General features: G+C 69.9%; 16 protein-coding genes. 11 read left to right on the forward strand and 5 right to left on the reverse strand.

Annotated elements, in window-relative coordinates:
• Positions 1-16: 16 nt before the first annotated feature.
• From ACFVT5_RS37120 to ACFVT5_RS37140, 5 genes are all read left to right on the forward strand, one after another.
• Entirely contained in the window at positions 17-472 is a 456-nt protein-coding gene (locus tag ACFVT5_RS37120; protein WP_389897687.1) for a DsbA family protein, read from the forward strand.
• Between the two features lie 171 nt (positions 473-643).
• Complete coding sequence (locus ACFVT5_RS37125; protein WP_389897516.1) at positions 644-1,501, forward strand: hypothetical protein; 858 nt, start codon at positions 644-646, stop codon at positions 1,499-1,501.
• Positions 1,502-1,572: 71 nt separating this feature from the next.
• The gene (locus ACFVT5_RS37130; RefSeq protein WP_389897519.1) at positions 1,573-2,103 is read left to right on the forward strand and encodes a carboxymuconolactone decarboxylase family protein; all 531 of its coding nucleotides are present in this window, start codon (positions 1,573-1,575) and stop codon (positions 2,101-2,103) included.
• Between the two features lie 81 nt (positions 2,104-2,184).
• Positions 2,185-3,459 (forward strand): MFS transporter, encoded by a 1,275-nt coding sequence (locus ACFVT5_RS37135; protein WP_389897522.1) that lies wholly within the window; start codon positions 2,185-2,187, stop codon positions 3,457-3,459.
• Between the two features lie 272 nt (positions 3,460-3,731).
• Complete coding sequence (locus ACFVT5_RS37140) at positions 3,732-4,916, forward strand: acyl-CoA dehydrogenase family protein (RefSeq protein WP_389897524.1); 1,185 nt, start codon at positions 3,732-3,734, stop codon at positions 4,914-4,916.
• Here ACFVT5_RS37140 and ACFVT5_RS37145 read toward each other — a convergent pair.
• Positions 4,913-5,182 carry a hypothetical protein gene (locus ACFVT5_RS37145; protein WP_389897526.1) on the reverse strand — a complete coding sequence of 90 codons (270 nt, stop codon included), beginning with the start codon at positions 5,180-5,182 and terminating at the stop codon, positions 4,913-4,915. The two genes, ACFVT5_RS37140 and ACFVT5_RS37145, sit on opposite strands and share 4 nt — an antisense overlap.
• A 68-nt stretch (positions 5,183-5,250) precedes the next feature.
• Between ACFVT5_RS37145 and ACFVT5_RS37150 the strand changes: the two genes are divergently transcribed.
• The gene (locus ACFVT5_RS37150; RefSeq protein ID WP_389897528.1) at positions 5,251-6,303 is read left to right on the forward strand and encodes an NAD(P)/FAD-dependent oxidoreductase; all 1,053 of its coding nucleotides are present in this window, start codon (positions 5,251-5,253) and stop codon (positions 6,301-6,303) included.
• A 607-nt stretch (positions 6,304-6,910) separates the two neighbouring features.
• On the opposite strand, the gene ACFVT5_RS37155 is transcribed toward ACFVT5_RS37150, so the two are convergent.
• Complete coding sequence (locus tag ACFVT5_RS37155) at positions 6,911-7,480, reverse strand: YdeI family protein (protein ID WP_389897530.1); 570 nt, start codon at positions 7,478-7,480, stop codon at positions 6,911-6,913.
• Between the two features lie 911 nt (positions 7,481-8,391).
• Between ACFVT5_RS37155 and ACFVT5_RS37160 the strand changes: the two genes are divergently transcribed.
• Positions 8,392-8,991 (forward strand): hypothetical protein, encoded by a 600-nt coding sequence (locus ACFVT5_RS37160; protein ID WP_389897690.1) that lies wholly within the window; start codon positions 8,392-8,394, stop codon positions 8,989-8,991.
• A 309-nt stretch (positions 8,992-9,300) separates the two neighbouring features.
• Here ACFVT5_RS37160 and ACFVT5_RS37165 read toward each other — a convergent pair whose 3' ends face one another.
• Complete coding sequence (locus tag ACFVT5_RS37165; RefSeq protein ID WP_389897532.1) at positions 9,301-10,620, reverse strand: MFS transporter; 1,320 nt, start codon at positions 10,618-10,620, stop codon at positions 9,301-9,303.
• The gene (locus ACFVT5_RS37170; protein ID WP_389897534.1) at positions 10,617-11,225 is read right to left on the reverse strand and encodes an ArsR/SmtB family transcription factor; all 609 of its coding nucleotides are present in this window, start codon (positions 11,223-11,225) and stop codon (positions 10,617-10,619) included. The genes ACFVT5_RS37165 and ACFVT5_RS37170 overlap by 4 nt, the downstream gene beginning before the upstream one ends.
• A gap of 267 nt (positions 11,226-11,492) precedes the next feature.
• Here ACFVT5_RS37170 and ACFVT5_RS37175 point away from each other — a divergent pair, with 267 nt between their 5' ends.
• The 4 genes from ACFVT5_RS37175 (at position 11,493) to ACFVT5_RS37190 (ending at position 15,946) form a co-directional block, all read left to right on the forward strand.
• Complete coding sequence (locus tag ACFVT5_RS37175; RefSeq protein WP_389897537.1) at positions 11,493-11,942, forward strand: ALF repeat-containing protein; 450 nt, start codon at positions 11,493-11,495, stop codon at positions 11,940-11,942.
• 602 nt (positions 11,943-12,544) lie between these two features.
• Positions 12,545-12,688, forward strand: coding sequence for a hypothetical protein (locus tag ACFVT5_RS37180; RefSeq protein WP_389897539.1), 144 nt, complete (start codon positions 12,545-12,547; stop codon positions 12,686-12,688).
• A 133-nt stretch (positions 12,689-12,821) separates the two neighbouring features.
• Positions 12,822-14,153 carry a HEAT repeat domain-containing protein gene (locus tag ACFVT5_RS37185; protein ID WP_389897541.1) on the forward strand — a complete coding sequence of 444 codons (1,332 nt, stop codon included), beginning with the start codon at positions 12,822-12,824 and terminating at the stop codon, positions 14,151-14,153.
• A gap of 515 nt (positions 14,154-14,668) precedes the next feature.
• The gene (locus tag ACFVT5_RS37190; RefSeq protein ID WP_389897543.1) at positions 14,669-15,946 is read left to right on the forward strand and encodes a nitrous oxide reductase family maturation protein NosD; all 1,278 of its coding nucleotides are present in this window, start codon (positions 14,669-14,671) and stop codon (positions 15,944-15,946) included.
• Between the two features lie 110 nt (positions 15,947-16,056).
• Here the strand turns inward: ACFVT5_RS37190 and ACFVT5_RS37195 are convergent, their stop codons facing one another.
• The gene (locus tag ACFVT5_RS37195) at positions 16,057-16,857 is read right to left on the reverse strand and encodes a BPL-N domain-containing protein (RefSeq protein WP_389897545.1); all 801 of its coding nucleotides are present in this window, start codon (positions 16,855-16,857) and stop codon (positions 16,057-16,059) included.
• Between the last annotated feature and the right edge of the window lie 592 nt (positions 16,858-17,449).

Consider the following 17,449-nt stretch of genomic DNA (forward strand, 5'->3'; position numbering starts at 1 on the left):
ACGCTCGACTGCACCCCTGGCCTCGAACGATGCCCCGGACGATGGCACAAGTCCGGAGCGGGCTGCCGTCCGTGTGCGGCATATCCAGGAACTCGGCGCGGCGGAGGGTCTGCGGCTGGACCTTTTCGGGGCCCGGCCGGTCAACTCCCACGACGCCCACCGCCCAGTCCACCTGGCCGCACCGCACGGTCCGGCCGACCAGACCCTTGAGGCCCTGCTGCGCGGGTGCCACACCGACGGCCTCGACATCGCCGCCCCCGATGTGGTCATGGCGCTCGACGCCGAAGCGGGCCTCGATCCCGCCGAGGCGTGCCGGGTGCTGGACGGGGACCTGTTCGGCGCCGGCGTACGCGCCGCCGAGCGCGGAATCCGGGGCGTCCGGGCCCTGGTCGTCGACGGTGGCCCGCCCTCGTCCGCCGTTCAGGGTCCGGCCGCTCCCGCCCATCTACTGGGGAGCGCCTCGCGTACGTGAGCACGCCTGACGCGGAGCCGGTCGCCTTCAAGGGGGAAGTCACACGACGGCATGACGACATGACGACCTGCCGTCCGCTGGAGAAACCCCTTGCGGGAATACCCCCCAGGGGTATGCTGTTCCTCGAACACGGACAACGCCGGAAGGCGCATCACACGGGTGGAGAGCACGATGAAGATCAATTCCAGCCACGCCGACCACGTGAGCCATGGCGGTCATGGCGGAGCCCGTCCGGGCGGGCTGTCGGTCTCCGAGAGCGGCTACACCCTCGAATTCGACTCGACGATCCTTTCCACCGGGACGCAGACGGTCACCTTCCGGGTGACCGGTCCCGACGGACAGCCCGTGACCGAGTACACGCCCGAGCACGAGAAGGAACTGCATCTCATCGCCGTCCGGCGCGACACGACCGGGTTCCAGCACGTACACCCGGTGAGGGACCGCAAGGGCACCTGGAGCGTCGAACTGGCCCTGGAACCGGGTGACTGGAGGTTCTTCGCGGACATCCACCCGGCCGGCCACGACGGGACCCTGACACTGGGTATCGACGCCTCAGTCGCCGGGCAGTACGACCCCCAGCCTCTTTCCAATGACACCCGCACCGCTCACGTCGGCGCATACACCGTCACCCTCGACGGAGAACTCGCGCCCGGCGAGGCGAGTGACCTGACGCTCACCGTCAGCCGCAACGGACGGCCCGTCACCGACCTGCAGCCCTACCTGGGCGCCTACGGGCACCTGGTGGCGCTGCGGGTCGGTGACCTGGGCTACCTCCACGTCCACCCGGAGAGCGCGCCCGGTGACGGCACCACCGAACCGGGGCCTGAGATCACGTTCATGGCCACCGCGCCGTCGGGCGGTACCTACCGCCTCTACCTGGACTTCCAGCACGACGACGCCGTCCGGACGGCCGAGTTCACGGTACGGGCCACCTCCGCCACCCGCCGCCCGGACGCGGCGTCCCAGGCCGCGCCCGAGCACAACACGGGCCATCACCACGGCCACCACGCACAGCACGCACAGCACTGAGCGGCACGGCCGCGGGGCGCGGGCCAGTCGAGCGCCCCGCGGCTGAAGAACTCCACGCCGGAAGGACCGTCATGCCCCGCCTGACCCGACTCACACCCGACTCAGCGGCCGGCGCCTCGCGCGACCTCCTCGCCGAACTGGTGTCCCGCCACGGCCAGATCGGCGACATGGTCTCCACGATGGCCCACTCGCCCGCCGTTCTGAGCGGCTACCTACAGCTCAGCCGGGCCATGGGCCGAGCCAAACTCAACCGTAGAACCAGCGAACGGATCTCGATCGCCATCCAGGTCCTGCAGGGCTGCGGGCTCTGTCTCGACGCCCACGTCAGCGCCGCCCGCGCCATGGGAGTGGACGAGGAAGAGATCGAGCGGGCCCACGCGGGCACCTCGGCCGATCCCGCGATCGCGGCGATCATCGCCCTCGCCCTCCAGATCTACCGCGAGCCGACGTCGATCAGCGACGAACAGGTCAACGCGCTGCGCGAGCACGGCCACAGCGACCGCGCGATAGCCGACGTCGTGGGCGTCGTCGCACTCAACGTCCTCACCGGCTCCTTCAACCTGCTCGCCGGGCTCACACCGGACAGTGGCACCGATGCGTAGAGACACACCGGCCCCCAGCCGCGGGGCACGGCCTCCGACCCGGGGCCGTGCCCCGCCGCACGAACACGGAAGGAACACGCCATGCGCCTGTTCGCCCTCCGCGACTACCGCTACCTGTTCAGCGCCCAGATCATCGCCCTGTTCGGTACGGGGCTGACGACAGTGGCCCTCGGACTGCTCGCCTACGACCTCGCAGGGCCGCGCGCCGGCACCGTCCTCGGCACCGCCCTGACCGTCAAAATGGTCATGTACGTGGTCATCGCTCCCCTGGCCGCCGCATACGTCGGCCGCTTCCCCAGAAGAACCCTCCTGGTCCTCCTCGACGTAGTGCGCGCCGCGGTGGTCCTGGCCCTGCCGCTCGTCACCGAGGTCTGGCACATATACGTCCTGATCGGCCTGCTCCAAGCCGCGTCCGCGGCGTTCACCCCGACGTTCCAGGCCGTCATCCCCGACATCGTCACCGACGAGTCCGACTACACGCGCGCCCTGTCCGCCTCTCAGGCCGCCTCCACCATGGAGACCCTGCTCAGCCCCGTACTGGCAGCGGTCGCCCTGGCATTCATGAGCTTCGACCGGCTGTTCCTGGGCACCTCCGCCGGATTCCTCCTCTCCGCCCTGCTCATCCTGCCCACGCGCATCCCCAACACCCGTCCCAGTGCCCACACCCGGGCACGGGACAAGGCGACGGCCGGGATCAGGACATTCCTCAGGACACCGCGACTGCGCGGCCTCATGGCACTCAACCTCGTGGTCGCGGCGGCGGGATCGATCGTCGTCGTCAACACCGTCAACTACGTCCGTGACGACCTCGGCGGCTCGCAGTCGGACGTCGGATGGATGCTCGCCGCCTCCGGCGGCGGAACCCTCCTGGCCGCCCTCGCGCTGCCCCGCGTACTCGGCCGGATCGCCGCCCGCACCGTCATGACGACCGGCGCCGCAGTCCTCACCGGCGGCACGATCGCCGCGGTGGCCCTCAGCGCGGCCGACCTGACCACATGGACCGGTACGGCGATCGTCTGGGCCGTGATCGGCATCGGCATGGCGCTGATCATCACACCGACCGGCACCATCCTGCGCGCCTCCGTCGAACCCCACGAGATCCCCGGGGCCTTCGCAGCCCAGTTCTCCCTGTCACACCTGGCCTGGCTGATCACCTACCCCATCGCGGGATGGCTCGGCACGAACGTCGGTCTCACCGTCACCTGGTCCGTCCTCGCGGCCCTCGCCGCGGCGGGCACCACCGGCGCCCTCCTCCTGTGGCCGCGCCACGACGGACGACAAACCCCGACCGGACCCGCGACACACACCCGGCCCGCACCCCTGACGGACAGGTCCACCCTGTCCAAGGCCGCTTGAAAAACTGTTCCCTCCTACCGTCTCCGCCGGTGACAGATCCGCACAGCGACCGTACGGTCCGGGCAGCGACACCGAAGGCCGGGTGGGCCAAGGCACTGCCTGTCGGCGGCCTGCTTCGACAACCCCTGTGCTCCGTCACAGACCGGATCAGCGGTCGAGCAGTTTCTGATGGAGGACGGATCAACTACGGTGCCCTGACGGGGCATTGACAGTCGCTGGGATCGGCGTCACGGTGAGGGTTCTCCCGTGACGCGAGACCGGAGGTCGCCCCCTTGGCCGGTTCGTCAGCACCCCGTCCGGACACCGAGCTCGTCCAACGCGTACGCGAGCTCCAGCCGCTCATCCGCTCGCACGCCGCGCGCGCGGAGCAGCAACGGCGGGTCACGGCCGAGGTCGTCAAGGCACTCACGGACGCCGGGATCCACCGCATGAACGTCCCCCGCCACTACGGGGGTTACCAGACCTCCTTGCGGACTCAGGTCGACGCGCTGAGCGAGGTCTCCGCCGCGTGCGGGTCGGCCGGGTTCATGGCGTTGATCCAGGCCGGGTGCGCGTTCATCGCGGCGCTGTTCCCCGACGAGGCTCAGGACGAGATCTTCACCAGTCCCGATGTACGGGTCGGTGGCACTCTCATCCCGAGTTCGAAAGCCGTTCCGGCGGATGGCGGCTATGTGGTGAACGGCAACTCTCCCTTCGCGACCGGCTGTCAGGACGCCGACTGGCATCTGCTGACCGCGCTGGCCGACACCGGGCAAGGCCCGCCGGAAATGCTGTGGCTGGCGATCCCCATGACCGACCTCCAGGTGCTGGACGACTGGAACGTCTCCGGTCTCGCCGGGAGCGGGAGCAACACCGTAGTCGCCCAGGATGTTCACGTGCCCGCCCACCGCGTCCTGCCGGTAGGGCCGCTACTGGCGGGCGCGTTCCCCTCGCAGCGCAGCAGCGCCGACCCCTTCTACGGGATGCCGGTGCTGCTGCTGTTCTGTGCCTGGACGGCCGCGAACGCCCTCGGTCTGGCACGGGCGGCCCTGACGGAGTTCGGGGAACGCATCCACCAGCGGGGCATCACGTACACCCTCTACGAACGCCAGCACGAGGCCCCGGTGACACACCTCCAGTTCGCCGAGGCCGCGATGAAGGTCTCCTCCGCAGAACTGCTCACCGCCGACTTCGTGGGCCTGATCGAATCCAAGGCGGCCGACGGAGAGCCGTACACGACCGGGGAGCGGACCCGGATCAGGGCGCAGTGCGGCTACCTGGCGCGGTTGTGCAAGGAGGCCGGCGACCTGATCGGGTCCGCTTCGGGCGCCTCGTCCCTGCACCGGGAGGTGCCGGTCCAGCGGATCGTGCGGGACCTCAACGCCCTGAACCTGCACTCGTTCGTCAACCCCGCCGCCAACCTGGAGCTGTACGGCAGAGTGCTGTCGGGACTCGACGCCGGGACGCCGTTCCTCTAGGAGTGCTCCACGGCGACGGGGACACGGCCCATGACCGGGAACGGGACGGGACGGGACGTAGCGGCAGAATATGCCTCCCCAATCCGTACCCGTACCCGTACCCGTACCCGTACGCGCATCAGGGCGGTACCGCGTGGAACTCTCCGGTGTGCCGTCACATCGGTGTAGATGGCGGCGTCACCCGAACCGCAGGTCGTGCCGCACTGTCCCGCCCGGCTGGTGCCCCCGGCGAGTTCCCAGACGCCCGCCGACCTGACCAGCAGCAACCCGACTGTGTATTCACCGCCGCAGACCCAGCCTGAATGGTCACCCGCGTACCGAAGAGGAGAAGTTCATGTCAGCCGTTGTCGTCGTCGGTGCGGGAATCATGGGCGCCTCGGTGGCCTACCACGTGGCACGCCAGGGCATCCCTGTGACCCTGCTGGACCAGGGACCGTCACCGGCCACAGGGGTGACAGGCGCCTCCTTCGCCTGGATCGGCGGCTGTGGAGGAGACTGGCCCGGCGGAGCGCAGGACCTGCGCGGATCGGTACTGGCGGACTACCGGCGGCTGGAGACCGAGCTGCCTCATGTCGCCGTCCGCTGGACAGGCTCTCTGACCTGGACCAACGCCCAGACCAAACAGAACTCCCGGCTGGGACCCGGCCGGTTCAGGGTCGGAGGAAGTGACATCGCGACGCTGGAGCCCAACCTGCGATGCCCTCCCGAGCAGGCCATCCACACCCCAAGCGATGGAGGCATCGATCCGACAGCAATGACCAACGCCCTCGTGGATGCCGCTCGCGCCCATGGAGCAACGGTGATCCACAACTCGGTCGTGACGTCCCTGAAGATGGCGGGCGAACGCGTCGAGGGGGTGCTGTCCTCCACCGGATTCCACGCCGCCGCAACAGTCGTACTCGCCGCCGGAACCGGTATCCCCAAGCTGTGCGAGCCGTTGCCGGTCAGTCTGCCCGTTGCGGCGTCCCCGGCCTGCCGGGCGCGGCTCACAGCACCTCCCGGCCTGGTCAAGACCATCGTGGCCGGCCCGGATTTCGAAGTGCGAGAGGTACGCGACGGCGACCTCCTCCTGACATTCCCGCACGTTGAAGACCAATCGGCGACATCGCTGGAACAAGCCGCGCAAGCCGCTCTCCGCCGCTTGCAGACCCACTTCCGCGGAAGCGACAGCTGCCGCCTCCTGGGCTACCGCACCGGCAGACGACCGATGCCCGCTCATGGACCGATCATCGGCTACGCGACACAAGATCGATCCCTCTACATCGCCGTCACGCACTCGGCCGTCACGCTGGCACCCACCGCCGGACGACTCATCGCAGACGAACTCGTAACCGGCCAACCAGCCCCAGAACTACGGCGATGCCGCCCGCACCGCGTTGCCTCGTAGCGTTACCCCACGAGCCGGACGGACACCACCACGCGCCCACCGACCTCAACCCACGACGACACTGCTCAACGAAACCAAAGGCTCGACGAACCCCCGAAACCACCGCGAAACAACATCCGCAGGAACTGCTCGGGCTGACTCAGTACGGGGTCGTGGAACCCATGGATCGCCGGGCGAAGGCGGCTCAAACGGTGGAAGGCAGCCAACGCCTCAGGCAGGCGCCCGGTTCGCCTGCCGTGCTCGCGTCCCCGGCCGGACGGCGTCCAGCACCGCGCGGCCCAACCGTTGGACGAACTCCAGTTCAGCGTTGTTCAAACGGCCCGCTGCCAACGACTCTCCCCCAGCGGGGGCAGCCACCCCAGGACGACGACACCACCGATCTCCTCACCCCGTTCCGGCCACCGGGACCGGCGGCCTCGTGGGAAGCCCACGCCCGTCCACCGAGGGGCAGCGGCCCGACCGGCAGATGTGCGACATCCCGTGAGTTCCCCGGAGCCCTGCTGAGTCCCGGTGCCCTGTGCCCGTGGCCAGGGGGTCCTTCCTCCTTCGAGTGGCCTGCCGCCAGGCGACGTAACCGCCCGAGCGGCCCGAGCCTGTGACAACGCACCTACCCGTCGGCGGCCAACGCCCGCACCGCGCGCTCCACCGCGGCTTGGCGGCCCTCGGGAGCCCGGGCCTGGAGCAAGGGCAGAAGCACCAGGTACTTCGCGGTCCTGTCGAGTGCCGCGAAAGCCTTCGCCGCCCGGGAATCCGCCGCCAGCGCCGCCGCCAGCTCGTCGGGCACCGCAGCCGTCGACTGCGGCGCGTATGCGGCGGCCCAACGCCCGTCCGCCTGCGCCCTGCGTACCTCCGCCAAGCCCGGCTCACGCATCCGGCCCGCCGCCGCCAGCGCGGCGACCTTGTCGACATTGACTTGCGACCACAGGCTCCTGGAGCGCCGCGGCACATACTTCTGCAGGTAGTACGAAACGTCGAGCGACCGGCGCTGCCCCGAGATCCAGCCCCAGCACAGCCCCACGTCGACCAGTTCGTCGGCTGTCACGGACGCGATCCCTGAGCCCTTCTTGGCGACCTTGACCCACACGCCTTCCTGCCGCGCGTGGTGAGCCGCCAACCAGCCGTCGAACGCCTCACCGTCCGCGAACGCAACGACCTCGGCACCACCGATCTCGTCCATCACCCCATGCTAGGCGGCCACCGGCCCGGCGCCGGGCCACGCGTCCCGGATGCTCCCAGGTCTCCGGCCCCGGACCCGATCCGCTCCACCCCGCCGACAGCGGAGCATTCGGTTGAAGGAGGTTGCGCTGGGCAGCGGTGTGCCGTTCCCCTATAGCACGTCTGCGGTCGTAATGGGCTCGTGCTCCAGGTGACTCTTGCCCCGAGGCGCGGGTCACCTGGAGCGGACCCCGGCATACGCTTTCGACGAGGCCGCATCGGCGTAGCCTGTGCCGTCGTCTCCCATCTCTGCGCGCATTCGTACCCCTGTCAGGGTGCCAAGTCCAGGGACGTCCCATCGCTTCCTCAACCAGGGGCGGCTGTGCATCTGTTCGCCTCGGAGAGCCTCCCGGAGGGACTCGGCGGCGGAGTCGACCTCACGTCGCCGACCTGCCTTCTTGAGCAGCGACTTCAACGGGGTGCGCGTCAGCCTGGCGGCATCTGCCGGGGTAGGCGCCGCCGCCGGAACGGCGCGGGCCGTTGCCGTGCACAGCCCTCGCGCATGTGAGAAACAGCGGCCAGCAGGTCGCGGAAGTAACCGCGCAGGTGGGAACGGAGTGATGCGGCAGCAGCGGGCCACACCCGATCGGCCCTCAACACCCCTGCCATACAACAGAGATGCCCTGTTCACGGCCTTGTTGCAACACGCTTTACAGTGGCGAGGTGTCCCTGACCACCGACCAGATCGCCCTGGACCTGCTCGATGCGCACCTGGAGGCGCTCTGGGACGGAACGGACCTCCCGCTCCCTCAGGTTCTGGCCTGCCTGGCGACGGAAGAAGGGGGCGGGCTCGTCCACTGGACCCTCGACCAGCTCCGGCGCATCCACCTCGAACCCAAGGGCACCTTTGCCCGCCAAGTCGGCAGTCTGTTGATGGAGTTCCGCTCCCGTCGCTGTTCTTGGAACGCGGCGACCCTGCGGCTGCTCAACGACACGTACACCTTCGCGGCCACTGGCCCGCGGCGGTACGAGGACTGGGCGCACGACGTCCACGCCGTGCTGCACCGGTCGGTCCCCGACCCCCGGGGCTGGCTCCGACTGGACCCGGACCGCACCAACGACGCCCGCGACACAGTGCCCGCGTACCCCTTCGATCCCCCGGACGCAGCAGAGTTTCCCGACCGCCTGTACCCCTTGGAGGCGAAGGCAGCGGTCACCGCGCTCGCCATCATGGCCGAGGAATGGCACTCGGAGCCCGCCCCCGTCCGCTCCCGCCCTGACCGGGACGCCGTACTGGCGGACGCCAGAACCATGCTCGACCGGTACAGTCCCACCGCCCGCTACTGGACCAACGCGACGGCCGCTGCCTCCGACCCGGCCCCGGACTTCCTCGCAGCCGGCCTCCAGGGCACCGCATCCCATCGCTTCCTCACCTGCGAATACCTCAAGGGCCTCGACTTGATCGAGGACTTGGGCCTGATCGCGGTGACCGACGACGAGGTCGGCGTCTTCTGGTCGTTCGGAGCGTACTGAGGACCTACGCCGCCGAGATCTGGTGCACAACCGCGTCCCGAGACGGTCGCCACTCACGATGCGGACCTCCCCGACCTGGAGGCAAGGGCCTTGAGGTCGCGCTTGCCGCACTCAGCAGGTCGCCGGACGGCATCCAAGGACGCGAAGGCCCGCCACTCCCCCGGCGCCGAACCGCCGCCGTGCACCCGGCCGTCGCCCGTCCCCGCGCTCCGCGCTCCGCTCCGCGCCGTCTCACCTCGGTCATGTCTCCGGGGCCGAACCATCCGCAGCATGGCGGCGAGACCACAAGGCCCGCCGGCCGACGGCAGATCAACGTGATACCGGCCGCTTGTCGTCGTCGCCCGCGTCAGCAGTCGTACCCACGGTGCCGTGCGGAGCCAGAGAGCGGATGCGGGGTATCGGTGAAGGCAGCAGCCACAGCAGCGACAAGGCCCCGCCGACAGCGGCGATGAGGAGGGTTGCCCTCAGACCTATGAGGGTGGCGAGCAGCCCTCCGACGACGGCGCCGACGGGGCGTATGCCGTAATTGATCGTGCTGTACGCACCGGCCACGCGGCTGCGCATGCCGTCGGGGATCACAGCGGCCTGGAGAGAGTTGAGGTTGACGTCGAACAGCATGACGCCGAAGCCGGAAAGGAACTCGGCTGCGGACAGGGCTCCGGCACGGAGCCAGAGCGGGCCGTCCGCGACAGCGGCAAGGGCGATCGGCGCCGGGAACAGCACCGCACCCACGACGATGCTGCGGCCCACGCCGAACCGTCGCGAGATCCTGGGCGCCAAGACCGCGCCGAGGAGGGAACCGGTCGCGCCGATCCCGAACGCGATGCCGATCGCAGCCGCCGACAGTCCGAGGCTGCGGCTGGCGAACAGCACGATCAGCCCGCTGCCCGCGACGAACGTGAAGAAGTTGACGGTCGCCGCGCATCCGAGGCCCGCGCGCAGCACCGGGTGACGGACGACGAACGACAGGCCCTCCCGGGCACGTTGCAGCAGCGAGGACGCCGCCGCGTCGCCGGAGGCGGGAGGCGGTTCGTCGACCCGGACCCGACCGATCAGGACCGCTGACATCAGGAAGGTCAGGGCATCCAGGAGGACGGTGACGGGTGCGGTCAGCGCCTGGACAAGGATGCCGCCGATGGCCGGGCCGGCGACGTGCGATGCCGACCGGCTGGCGCTGAGCTTGCTGTTCGCGTCGACGTAGGACGCGCGCGGCACGAGGCGCACGAAGAACGGCGGATAGGCGGTGTTGAACAGCACTCCGGCAGCGCCCATCAGTAACGCCACCGCATACAACTGCCCGAGCGTCACCGCCCCTGCCAGATAGGCCACCGGAACACTGAGCAGCACGGCGGCGCGCACGAGGTCGGCAAGAATCATCAGACGGCGCTTGTGGGGCCGGTGGTCAACCCATGCCCCGAGAAAGATCGCGAGCAGGTTCGGGGTCCAGATCAGCGCGGTCAGCCACGCGACCTGGTTGGCCGAGGCGTTCAGGGCGCTGATGGCGATCAGGGGCAGCGCCAGTTCGGTGATCCGGTCGCCGAACTGGGAGACCGACTGGCCGGCCCAGAAGCGACGGAACCGCCGATCTCGCCACAGCGACCGTGCAGCGGTCTGATCCGGGCCGGTCACGGCGTCTGCCCGGTCTGCTCCTCGGCACCTTCCGGGAGGGCGTAGCGCATCAGCGTGACACCACGGCCGTCGGCGGGCCGCTCGGCCGGGTCACGGGTCACGTACGGCGCGAGGACGCGCTCGATCCCCTCCTCGATGGCGGCGAGTTCCTCAGCGGAAACGACCAGGCGGGTGTGAGCCAGCCCGGCCACTCTGCGCCACACCGGATCGAGTTCGGGCTCGACCTCGGCAACCCATTGGCTCGGGAGAGCCGCGTAACGCAGGAACATCTGCTGCGACAGCACCCGTGCGGCCGACTGGCCTTCCTCGTCGGCCGGGTCCTGCGGTGCCTCGAATCGGAAGCCGCGTGCCACTGCCTCCCACCGTCGTTGGCGTCGGTCCGGGCCGGGTTCGCTGTCCCGGACCAGTCCGAAGCTGGCCAAGTGACGCAGATGCCAACTGGTCACCGACGGCGTCGCTCCCACGTCGGGCGCGAGTTGCGTCGCGGTCGCCGGCCCGTGCCGCCGGAGACGGTCAAGGATCGCCAGCCGAACCGGATGCGCCAACGCCCGCATGGCCTGCGGGTCGGTGATCTCGATATCACCCAGGCGATTAATGGAGTCCATGACGTGAGAGCTTCCTCTCATAATGTGTGAGAGTCAACTCTCACGTCTGTGGCGCATGACCCTCCGCACGAGGAACGCGGCGGCCCTCCCCCACTCGGGACACACGGCGGTGAACCGGCTTGATGGCCCAGCCGTCGTCCAACCACCACATCGGCAGTCATGAACATCTGAAGACTGCGGGATCCAGGCAGTACCTCGGCCTGCCTGCCCCTGGGACGGTGTCCCCGCTGCACTCCGCAGCGCTCCGACACCAAGGTGGTTGATTCGTTGAGACTGACCCGCGCGACTCTCGCCGTGGCCGCCGGCGCCCTCGCCCCGGCCCTGCTGCTCTCCACCCCGTCCCTCGCCGCCGCCGCGCCCGCGTCGACGGCTACCGCGGCGTCGGCCGCGAACTCCCCCTACGACGACACGGATCCGGACGACCTGCGCATCGCGATCCTCCGCATCCTGGCCGACCCCGACAGCGGAAAGCGCGTGACCCGCGAGGCCAACCAGCTTCTCGACAACGGCACCGCCGACGAGATGCGCGCCTGGCTCGAAACCGGATACCGCCTCGCCCAGGCCGAGGACGACCGCGTCGCCATCGCCAGGCTCCTCGCCGACCCCGGCATCAGCGACGCCCTGCGTGCGGCGGCGAACGCGGCCCTGGACGACAACAGGCCGGAAGCACTGCGCTACTTCCTTGAGGTCGGCCAGTACGAGGTCGACAACAAGTAGGACACACGGGGCGCACGGGGTCTTCCTGTCCGGCCCGTTCGGGAACCCGCTGAAGGCACGGGCCCACACCAAGAAATCCGTGCACGGACGACGCGAGCGTTGTTCGTGCACGGATGCGCTCGCGTCCCTGCCTCAGGGACGAAGGGGCTGGTGTGGGCCCTGGACGTGTGCCGCCCGGAAGCAGGGGGCGATGCGCCCGGCGGAGGCCGAGGCGGTCCGGAAGCCAGGGATCGAGGTGCTGCTGATGAGCCGCCACATGGAACACGAGCACGTCGTCGCCGGACTCGCCGGGGCCCACCGGGCCGGCGCCCTGACCGCGGACCCGGTCGCGCTTGGGGCCCGCGAGGCCGCCGAAGACGAGAGCGTCACCGAGCCCGTGAAGCCCACTCCCACCCGACCCGTCCAGCCGCAGGATGAGCCCGGCGACACGGTCACCTCCCTGCCCGACCGGAAGCCGGCCCACCTCCCGCCCGACGCCCGGCCACTGCCGTCGGCGGCCTACTACAACCAGCTCCTGAAACGGCACGGCCGCACGGCCGTGCCGTTAAGAGGGAGCATGACGCACAAGCGCCGTCCTGTACGTCACGCACGAACCGGAGCTGATGGACTTCTACGCCGGGCTCGGCTTCACCCTCTCCCCCGACGGCAACGGCATCCCCACGCCGCTGGGGTTCAACTGCCACGGCCCGATGAAGGGCTTCTGCGGATACGCGGGCGAGCCCCGGACCGACGCGGTCCGGGTGTGACTCACTTCAGTTGGCGAGTTTCGCCACGTACTGTGCTCAGGCCGCAACGCCCTGCCCGAGCCGTTGTGTCGTGTGGGATGATCGGCCGCATGATCGAAGCTCCGGTACGGAAGGGCGGCCTCCGCCCCGCCCGATGACGTGGCCGGACGATGACGTGGCCGACGGCACCGCCACGACACCCGCGCACCCTTCCCGTATCGCGCTCTTCGAGGCGATACGCGCCGACCGCACCGGCCCCGTCGCCACCCGGCTACTCCGGCTCGCCGACGCCGACACCCCCTTCGTACGCCGAGAGGCGTTGGACCTCCTCCATAGCCTGGCCCGCGAACGGCCATGGCCAGAGGCCGTCAACGCCGCAGTGGCCCGGCTCAGTGACCCCGACGAGGAGGTACGGCGCCGAGCCGCGTGCCTACTCGGCTACTGCGGGCAGCCCGGCCAGGTTCTCGCGGCCCTCGGCGAACTCGCCGATCCTGTCGTGCGCACCATCCTGGCCAAGGCGCTTGGCCCGACCGCCGCCCACCTGACGAATGATGACCTCGCGTCAGTCCGCTTCCTCGCCCACCTGGAGACGCTGCGGGCAGCGCCACCCACGCGATGGCGTTCCCTGGACGCCGCACTCCTCGACGACGTCCGGGAGGCCGCGCACCACCTGGAGGGCATCGGGCGCATCTGGGGCCAGGCCCTGTACGGACTGAGGCGCGAGCACGACACGTATGCCTTCGTGGCCCGCCTCCTCGCGGACCCCGCCACCCGGGACATCGGCGCCGACCTGGCCCGCGAGGCGTGCCACGACTGGCGGGCGGCCCCGGTCAGGCTGTTGCCGCTGCTCGTCCAGCACTGCGGCCAGAGGGTCACCCCGGCTCTTGGTGCGGCCCTGACGACAGCCTCGATCTCCGAGGCGGCGATGCGGACGCACGGAGTTCTCCTCGCCGAAGTCCCCTTCACACCGTCCCCGAGGGCCCGCCGGATCCCGACCACCGTGACGGCGTACGACAGCGCATCCGCCTCCGCGCTCCTCGCCGCCAAGCCTGTGGGCATCGCCCGCCTCGCTCACGCCTCCGAGATCTTCGATGCCTTGCTGGACGCCGGCCCGCTGACCTTCCGACAGGCGGCCCAGCTGTACAACCTGACCTTCCGCCGGCCCGGCCGCTCACAGGCGGAGTGCGCCCCGCTGTGGCTGCGGCACGCCGGTCCTTCCGCACTGTCCCGGCTGCTCGCCCTCATGACACCCCACCTGGCCGACTACGCGGTCGGCGAGTACTACCTGGCGGGTCTCGCCCGGATGGGCGGTCACGCGCGCCCCGCGCTGCCGGCCGTGACGGCGCTGATCGACAGGCGTACCCGCATCCCCGTCAACGACTCCACCCGCGACGCCGAGATGAGACTGGACGAAAGCCTTCTGGCCGCCGCCCTCAGCACCCGCCGCGCGATCCTCGCGGACGCCGTTCCGCCGCCTCCCCAATAGCCGCCACCACAGCCCCCGCGCCGTCGCCGGAACTGGGCCACAGCTTCCGGACCCGCAACGTGTTCGTCCTGCCCGAGGACGACGTCCAGGCCGAGGCAGGGGACTTCCCGGACGAGTTCTTCGAGCGCCGGGTGGGCCCCGCGTCACCCTGCCGCCGGGGTGCCACGGGCACGGCGGCCCTACGAGCCGGGGCGCGTTCGAGGGTGGTACTTGTCGGACGCAGCATCCCCCTGGCTGCTCACCTGTCGCCGCCGCCCGGCGTAGGGGGTGCTTTGGATCAGGATGCTGTCGACGGTGACGACCCGAGCAACTCGCCGTAGCCAGGCCCCCGCCCCGGAGGGGCGTTTGACGTCATCCTTCACCCGTCTTGAGTCATTCTTTGCCGATCCATGGCAGTCGACATACTTTCGCTTGACTCTGAGCGGGAGGCGGGCGGTCCGCCTTGTCGCGCCCCGGACGGGCTCGCACCTCGCCCGCGCGACCGGTGCGCGATGCCATGACAGAAGGAGTCCGGCATGATGCGCCTTTCCAGGACGCTGTGCTCGGGGTGGCTGGTCGCGGTGGGCACCACCGTACTGTTCGGCACCCTGACCTCCGCGCCGACAGCCCACGCCGCTCAGCGGCTCTCCTGCGGTCAGACCATCACGGCCGGCGTCATCCTCGACGCCGACCTGCTCAACTGCCCCGGAGACGGCCTGGTCATCGGCAGTGAGGGCATCACCGTCGACCTCAACGGGCACACCGTCGACGGCGTCGGACTGGGCGTCGGGATCCGCAACAACGGCTTCGACAACACGACCCTCACCAACAGCGCCGGCACCCCTGCCCGGGTGCAGGAGTTCGACCACGGCGTCCTGCTGAACCCGGGCACCTCGGGCAGCGTCGTGGAGCGCCTCACCCTCCAGTACAACGAACTGGCGGGCATCGAACTCAACAACGCCGACACGAACAACCGGATCCGGGCCAACGCCGTGGAGTGGCAGTCCCGGAGAGGCATCGCCTTCACGGGCGGCTCCAGCGGCAACAGCGTCACCGACAACACGGTCACCTCGAACCAGGGTGAGGGCATCCTGTTCGAGGACTCGACCGGCAACCACCTGGAGGGCAATGAGATCAACGACAGCGGTGACGGCGGTCTGATCCTCACCGGTTCCAGCGACAACACCCTGCTCACCAATACCGTCACTGGCAGCAGCGACGGCGCGATCGTGCTGCAACTCGGCTCGAACGACAATCTCGTGCAGGGCAACACCTCGACCCAGAACTCGGACGCCGGTCTGTCCGTCTCCGACTCCACCGGCAACCGGCTGCTGTCCAACACTCTCACTCACGGCGGCGACAGCGGCATCGCCCTGCGCTCCGCCCACGGCTCCACCCTCACCGGCAACGACGTCAGCGCGAACCCCGGCGGCATCGAGCTGATCTACTCCGACAACAACCTGATCCGTTCCAACATCGCCAACGACACCACGGGCGACGGCATCAGCCTGGAGCAGTCCCTCAACAACACCGTCGAACTCAACCAGGCCAACCGCAACGACTCGCGGGGCATCCACGTCGTCGGCGACGCGTCACCCGGCGCCGGAAACCGCCTCCTGCACAACACCGCGAACACCAACTCCTCCGACGGCATCCACGTCTCCAAGTCGGCCCACACCCTCCAGTCCAACTCCGCCAGTGACAACCGCGCCTGGGGCATCTACGCCGACCAGGGCAACACGGACGCGGGCGGCATCCGAGCGAGCGGGAACGCCGAGGCGGCGCAGTGCTCGGGGGTGGTGTGCGCGCCCTGACGTAGCGACTGCTCACCACCGTCCCGATGAGCCCGTGTGCCGCCCGTGGCCGGCTGTTTCAGCGCTGCGTCCTGTTGCGCCGTGCCGCCGCTGCCGGGTCATGCGGGGTCTCAGCGTGGTCCGATGGTCCTGTCGATCAGTTCGTCGGCCAGGTCGAAACGGATGCCGTCGGGATTCTTCAGCCCCGCGTCCTCGTACCAGGAGCGGTCGGCTTCCGGGTGGGGGCCGCTGACCCCGACCCGGCCCTTGCCGTACGGGGCGACGACAACGGCGGCGGCCCCGTTGGCGTAGGTCGCGAGGACGTCGACGTCGGCGCCCTTGTCGAGGAGGAAGGCCGGCCCGTCCTGGAAGTACATGTGCCGCCGTCTGCCACGCCAGTTCACCGGCACCACGGTGTCCCGCTGGTCGTGGACCGTGGTGTCCGGGAGGTCGATGTATCCATCGGTGTCGCCGGGCAGCAGGCCGAAACCGGGGTCGCGTCCGGCGAGGTAGGCGCCGAAGCACAGGCCCAGGTAGCTGCCGCCCTCCCGGACCCAGTCGCGCAGCACCTTCGCCGAACCGCGCAGGTCCCGCCAGGCTCCGTCGAGGTCGGAGCCGCCGCCGGGCTGGACGTACAACCGTGCCCCGGCCAGCGCGTCGGCGGTCAGGGGGACCCCGGTGCCGGGGCCCACGTATCTGACCCGGAAGGACTGTGGCGCCCGGCGCAGCAGGGCGGCGATCGCCGATGGGCAGTCGGGGCAGCCCTGGGGGCCGCCGTAGACCAGCGCGAGGGGCGGCCGGTCGCTCCGTCCGCCGTCACCCGAACTGCCGCAGCCGGCCAGTGCGACGGCGGCCGGGACAAGCCCGAGGAGCAGCCGGCGCCGATCCGGACCGGCCGGAGCACGGCCGGCGTTCGGGAGCGTACCGGGCATGGTGTCTCTCTCCTGTCTCCGGCCCGGACCGGCGGTCGGTGACGTACGTACCTCGGGCGGCGTCCGCGTGAACTCCCCCTGACGCAGACACCCTCACCCTGTAGCACGTGATCGCTCCCGGCCGGGTTCCAGACTTCCGCGAGAAGGTCGCCACCGAGGAGGTCGCCTCCGACCTGGTGACCGGCTCGTGGCGGTCACGGTGTTCGCCAAGGACGACGACCGCCCGGTCGCCGGACCGGCACTGCACCGCCAGACCGCCAGACCGCCACCACCCTGGAACGACTCCGCGTGGACCGCCAGAGGGAAGAAGCCCTCGCTCACGGCCCCGGCCCGCTCCACCTCGCCGAGGTCTTCGGCCTCAGTGAGAAGACCGCGATCCGGTACGCGAACTCCGCCCGTGCTCTCCCGGAGCAGGACCGGGAATCCACCCATCGAAAAGGACGGCCGTGATGGGCGGAGACGGTCGTTGCCCTCCCGAGCGCCGGAACCCGAGCACCGGCAGCATGACACCCTCACCGCGTCAGGACCTGGAGACCCTTGCCGTGCTTTCCCGACGGTCAACTGGTCCTTGCGGTCGACGTGTCGCTGTGGC

Origin of the sequence: Streptomyces sp. NPDC058001 (assembly GCF_042886315.1) — a bacterium.
GTDB lineage: Bacteria > Actinomycetota > Actinomycetes > Streptomycetales > Streptomycetaceae > Streptomyces.